The organism is Enterovirga sp. (assembly GCF_028290205.1).
Lineage (GTDB): Bacteria > Pseudomonadota > Alphaproteobacteria > Rhizobiales > Beijerinckiaceae > Enterovirga.
In genome coordinates this window covers 1-4806 of sequence record NZ_JAQGKF010000074.1, presented here as the reverse complement: position 1 = coordinate 4806, position 4806 = coordinate 1, and the positions used below count along the sequence as shown (strand labels likewise).

The 4806-nt window shown below is 71.6% G+C and carries 4 protein-coding genes and 1 pseudogene; 2 read left to right on the top strand and 3 right to left on the bottom strand.

Annotation, left to right across the window (positions count from 1 at the left end):
• A pseudogene (locus JWR86_RS05155) lies at positions 1 to 210 on the top strand (hypothetical protein); the annotation flags it as partial.
• A 4-nt stretch (positions 211 to 214) separates the two neighbouring features.
• On the opposite strand, the gene JWR86_RS05150 reads toward JWR86_RS05155, so the two are convergent.
• Both JWR86_RS05150 and JWR86_RS05145 read right to left on the bottom strand, forming a co-directional pair.
• The gene (locus JWR86_RS05150; RefSeq protein ID WP_299561695.1) at positions 215 to 988 is read right to left on the bottom strand and encodes an NAD kinase; all 774 of its coding nucleotides are present in this window, start codon (positions 986 to 988) and stop codon (positions 215 to 217) included.
• A gap of 108 nt (positions 989 to 1096) precedes the next feature.
• Positions 1097 to 2068 carry an MBL fold metallo-hydrolase gene (locus JWR86_RS05145; RefSeq protein WP_299561692.1) on the bottom strand — a complete coding sequence of 324 codons (972 nt, stop codon included), beginning with the start codon at positions 2066 to 2068 and terminating at the stop codon, positions 1097 to 1099.
• 152 nt (positions 2069 to 2220) lie between these two features.
• Between JWR86_RS05145 and JWR86_RS05140 the strand changes: the two genes are divergently transcribed.
• Positions 2221 to 3249 (top strand): histone deacetylase family protein, encoded by a 1029-nt coding sequence (locus JWR86_RS05140; RefSeq protein WP_299561689.1) that lies wholly within the window; start codon positions 2221 to 2223, stop codon positions 3247 to 3249.
• A 28-nt stretch (positions 3250 to 3277) separates the two neighbouring features.
• On the opposite strand, the gene JWR86_RS05135 is transcribed toward JWR86_RS05140, so the two are convergent.
• On the bottom strand, positions 3278 to 4687 hold the full coding sequence (locus JWR86_RS05135) for an amidase (RefSeq protein ID WP_299561686.1): 1410 nt from the start codon (positions 4685 to 4687) through the stop codon (positions 3278 to 3280).
• Positions 4688 to 4806: the final 119 nt, after the last annotated feature.

Here is a 4806-nt window from a genome sequence, read left to right as displayed (position 1 = left end):
GCGCTTGCCGCCTGCGAGGCGCTCCCGCGCGAAGATGCGGGCCGGGTCGTCGCGCTGCTGCGCCGGTTCGAGGTGGAGGCGGCGCGCGAGGAGGCCCGTCGCGCCGCCTTCGGGCTCGCTGACGAGGCCGCGCTAGCGCTGGTCCGCGAACACGCGCCGGGAGCCCTGCTTCTGGCTGGGCCCGAGCGCGACGGGCGGCTCGCAGCCTGAGGCCTCAGTAGCCGAACTGCTCCCGCAGGATGCGCTCGTCCAGGCTGTGGCCGGGATCGTGCAGCATCACGAGGTCGATGGAATCGTCCATGGAGGCCGTGACCTCGCAGACGTTGCGGAACTCGGTGTGGTCGGCGACCGCGCTCACGGGCCGGTGCTCGGCCTCGATCACCCGGACGGTGATCTCGGCCCGGTCCGGCAGCAGGGCGCCCCGCCAGCGCCGCGGCCGAAAGGCCGAGATCGGAGTGAGCGCCAGCAGCGGCGCGTTGAGCGGCAGGATGGGGCCGTCCACCGACAGGTTATAGGCCGTGGAGCCCGCCGGCGTCGCGATCAGGAGCCCGTCTGCGGTGAGCTCGGCGAGCCGCACGTGGCCGTCCACCTGCACGCGCAACTTGGCGGTCTGGTGCGTCTGCCGGAGCATGTGCACCTCGTTGATCGCATAGGCCGTATGTTCGACCCCGGCTGTGTCGAGCACCTTCATCAGCAGAGGGTGCGCCACGCTGCGCTCGGCCGCCTCCAGCCGCTCGATCAGGCCGTCAGGCCTGAATTCGTTCATCAGGAACCCGACCGTTCCCTTGTTCATGCCGTAGATCGGCCGGCTGGTTCCCAGGAAGCGGTGCAGCGTGCGCAGCATCAACCCGTCGCCGCCGAGCGCGACCACGACGTCGGCCGCCTCGGGCTCCACGTTCGGATATTGCGCCTTCAGGGTGGCAAGGGCCGTATCGGCCTCTTCCGTGGGGCTCGCCACGAAGCCGACCGTCGCGAAACGCCGCGCCATCTCAATCACCCCTGGCGCGGTTCTCCCGTGGGAGCCGCCGACGCGCGGCCCCGTCTACACGACCCCGACAGGGAGGCCAACGCAGCGGGCGCGGCCTCCCGTCTCGCCCTACACGGCGGGCGTCCACTGGACGGGCACGAAGCGGTAGCCGGCCCCTTCCTTGGCGATGTAGCCGGTCGCCGGGAAGGGCGCATGGTAGAACGACACCTGCGCCCGCTCGCTCGCGGCCATGTCGAGAAGTTTGATCCGGCTCTGCCGGGCGGTCTCGGCGTCCATGTCGAAGACGGCGGCCCAGCCCGGGTTGCGGACAAACAGGGCCGGGTGGTTGGCCGTGTCCGACATGATCATCAGCTTGGACGTGCCGGAGGCGAGCATATAGGCGGTGTGCCCGGGCGTGTGGCCGGGCGCGGCAACCGAGGTCAGGCCGGGGACGACCTCCTTGCCGTTGCCGTAGGGTTTGACGTCCTTCGCGACCGGGCCGAAGACCCGCTGCACGTTCTGAAAGTTTGGCTTCAGCCCGTCCGGCGCGGCTGCCATCTTGGCCTGGTCCGTCCAATACGCCCATTCCGGCTCGGGCACGTGGATCTCGGCATTCGGGAACACCGCCTGTCCGCTCTTGAGGCGCAGGCCATTGATGTGGTCGCCGTGGAAATGGCTGATCACGACCGCGTTCACCTGCGCGGGGTCGAACCCGGCCGCCCTGAAATTTGCCATCCACCGGCCGGAGGTCGGGGCGCCGCTGTCACCGTTGCCAGCATCCACGAGCACCGTGCGCCCGCCGGACCGAAGCACCAGGGTGGTGAAAGGAACCTGAATGGCGGTCTCCGGCAGAAACTCCTCCTGGAGGACCTTCTTGACGTCCCCTGTCTCCGCGTTGCGGACCAGCCCCTCGACAGCCCGGTGGAAAAAGCCGTCGTTGACCGCCGTGACCTCGATGTCCCCGACCTTGTAACGGTAGAAGCCGGGCGCCTGCTCGGCGGCGGACCCGGCCGCGGGCGGGGCGGCGGGAGTCTGCGCCTGAACAGAGCCGGCGGCGGCAGCGGCGGGGACGGCGGCAACGACGGTGCGTCTCGTGAGCATGAGCGAACTCCCTTGCCGGAAGCCGAAGGCGGCGACCCGGCTCTGCGGCTTGCGGTGTGACGACGCGAGCCTAACGGCTATTCCGTGCAGCCGCCACGAGAGGCCGGGCCGCTCCGCCTTGCCTTGGCTCACGATCCCGTCAGGGTGAGGTCATGCTCGTCGTCCATTCCCCCGCATCGCCCCGCCACGACCCGGCCGGCTATTTCCGCCGCGGCCGCATGGTCGAACACCCCGAACAGGCCAGCCGATACGGCATCCTGATGGAGGCGGCCGAAAGCGCCGGCCACACGATGGAGCCGGCCGGCGACCTCGGCCTCGACCCCATCCTGGCCGTGCACGAGCCCGGCTATGTCGAACTGCTGCGGGATCTCTGGTCGCGCCGGAGCGAGCTGCCCGAGAGCGGGGACGAGATCCTGACGGGCCATTTCGCGCGCCCTCAGATGTCGCGGCGGCCGAGCGGGCTGCTCGGGCTGCTCGGCCTGTACATGGCCGACACCTCGACGCCCGTCCGGGCCGGCACCTGGGAGGCCATCCACGGCAGCGCTCAGGCGGCACTCTCGGCGAGCGGAGCGGCGCTGCGGCGTGGGGCGGCCTATGCCCTGTGCCGCCCGCCCGGGCACCACGCCTATGCGGCCTCCGCCGGCGGCTTCTGCTTCCTCAACAACACCGCGATCGCGGCCGAGCGGCTGCGGCGCGAGACGGGCGGACGGGTCGCCGTGCTGGACATCGACGTACATCACGGCAACGGCACTCAGGGCATCTTTTGGGAGCAGGCGGACGTCCTCACGGTGTCGGTCCATGCCGACCCGGGCAACTACTTCCCGTTCTTTGCCGGCTATGCCGACGAGCGCGGTGGCGGCGCCGGGGAGGGTCTGAACCTCAACCTGCCGCTGCCACAGGGGACAGGGGACGGCCCATGGCTCGAGGCGGTCGAAGCTGGGATCGCCGCCTGCGCGGCCTTCCGGCCGGCGGCCCTGGTGGTCGCGCTCGGCTTCGATGCCTCCGCGGACGACCCCATCGGGGCCTTCAAGGTGAGCACGGACGGGTTTCGCCGCGCAGCCGAACGGATCGCCGCCTGCGCGGCGCCGACCGCGCTGGTCCAGGAGGGCGGCTATCTGTGCGAGGCGCTGCCCCGCAATCTCGTGGCCTTCCTGGAGAGCTACGAGGCTGCGCGCGGCTGAGCCGCGCCGCCAGGCCGGTCCAGCCCCGTCAGGGGCGGACGCGCAGCGGGGCGATCTTGGGCCAGGGGCGGATCTGCTCGAAGGCCCGCGCCGCCCTGAGCACGAGCGCGTCCGCGCCCATCGGCCCCACGATCTGCAGCCCGACCGGGAGGCCCGCTTCCGTGACCCCGCACGGAACGGTTGCGGCCGGCTGGAGGGAGAGGTTGAACGGGTAGCTGTAGGGCGTCCAGTTCAGCCAGTCCTCACCGTAGCTTCCGTCCGGCGGCGTGTTGTGGCCGACCGCGAAGGCCGGAACGGCGAGGGTCGGCGTGAGCAGGAGGTCGTAGCGCTGGTGAAACAGGGCCATGCCGCGATGGAGCGGGTATCGGGCATTGGCCGCCGCCACGAAGTCCCGGCCCGTGAGGCTGAGCCCGGCCTCGGCCTGCTGCAGGAAGCCGGGGTCGAGCTCCGGCCAGCGGCTCTCGGGAATGCCGTCGAGGATCGAGGCCGCGCCGACCCGCCACAGGGTGCGCAGCGTTTCGGTCGGGTCCGGGAAGCCCGGGTCGGCCTCCTCCACGGTCGCGCCGGCTTCGGCAAACGCCGCGGCGGCCGCCGCACAGAGCTGCTCCACCTCCGGATCGAGCCGCTCCACATAGCCCAGGCGCGAACTCCAGGCGACGCGCAGCCCGGCGATGCCGGCATCGAGCCCGGCCGAGAAGTCCGGCGGGGGCGTCACCAGCGCGGCGATGTCGCGGCTGTCGGGGGCGGCGATGGCGGTCAGCATGGCGGCCGCGTCGGCCACGCTGCGGGTCATCGGCCCGACATGGGACACGATGGCGAAGGGCGAGGGCGGGAAGGCGGGCACGCGGCCAAAGCTCGGCTTGATGCCGAACAGCCCAGAGAAGGAGCACGGGATGCGGATCGAGCCGGCCCCGTCCGTCCCGATATGGAGCGGACCGATGCCGAGCGCGGCCGCCGCGGCGGCTCCGGCCGAGGACGCGCCGGTGGTCACGCCCGTGTTCCAGGGGTTGCGGGTGATGCCGGTGAGGGGCGAATCGCCGATCCCCTTCCAGCCGAATTCCGGCAGCGTGGTCTTGCCGAACGGGACTGCGCCGGCTTCGAGGAGCCGGTCCACGGCGGGGGCATTCTCGGCGGCCGGCTCTGTGCCGCTCGTGCGGGTGCCGCGCCGGATCGGGTGCCCTCGCCAGAGGACATTGTCCTTGACCGTGAACGGCGCGCCGTCGAGCCGGCCTTTCTGCGACCCCTCGCGCCAGCGGCGCTCCGACTCGCGGGCTGCCAGCAGGGCGCCGTCGTGATCCAGCAGGACGAAGGCGTTGACGACGGGGTTGGCGCGCTCTGCTGCGGCGAGCGTCGCCTCGATCACCTCGACCGGCGAGAAGCGGCGGCTCTCGTAGCCCTCCGCGAGGGCGGGGAGATCGAGCTGAGCGAGGTCGGTCATTCAGGGCTGTCCGGCGAACCGGACGAGCCTAGCGCATGCGGCAGGCCGGGCGATACCGCCCGTAGCGCCTCGAGGCTCAGCGCGCCGCGCGGTCGTCCGCGCTCGACAGGTAGGTGACC